1 rRNA gene is annotated in these 442 nt (G+C 40.7%); it reads left to right on the top strand.

The features are described 5' to 3' along the window. Positions 1–283: 283 nt before the first annotated feature. Positions 284–398: ribosomal RNA gene (rrf, locus tag H5157_RS20695) — 5S ribosomal RNA — on the top strand. Positions 399–442: the final 44 nt, after the last annotated feature.

Raw genomic sequence — 442 nt, 5'->3', positions numbered from 1 at the left:
CAACGTTGATAGGCAAGATGTGGAAGTGGTGTGAGCCATTAAGCTAACTTGTACTAATTACCCGTGAGGCTTAACCATACAACGCCAAACGCGTTTTATGCGACAGTTTAGACAGAAGTTAATATGACTAAAGTAGATATTTACTGAAAGACTTAAAAAATATTATCAGATATTTTCCAAATTTTAGAGGTGACTCTTAGCGCGTAGCGTTAACATTGAGGCACCTTGCGCAAAGAAAATCGTAGCACTACGTGCTTGTCATTGATTCTTTGCACCTAATTTGCTTGGTGACAATAGCGTTTTGGACCCACCTGATCCCATGCCGAACTCAGTAGTGAAACGAAACAGCGCCGATGATAGTGTAGCATTTGCTATGTGAAAGTAGGACATTACCAGGCTTCAAATTGTAGAGAGCCCGACTAGAAATAGTCGGGCTTTTTTA

Source organism: Pseudoalteromonas sp. SG43-3 (assembly GCF_014164385.1).
GTDB classification, from domain to species: domain Bacteria; phylum Pseudomonadota; class Gammaproteobacteria; order Enterobacterales; family Alteromonadaceae; genus Pseudoalteromonas; species Pseudoalteromonas distincta.
Note: the sequence above shows the minus strand (reverse complement) of the source record. Positions and strands in the feature narration are given on the sequence as shown.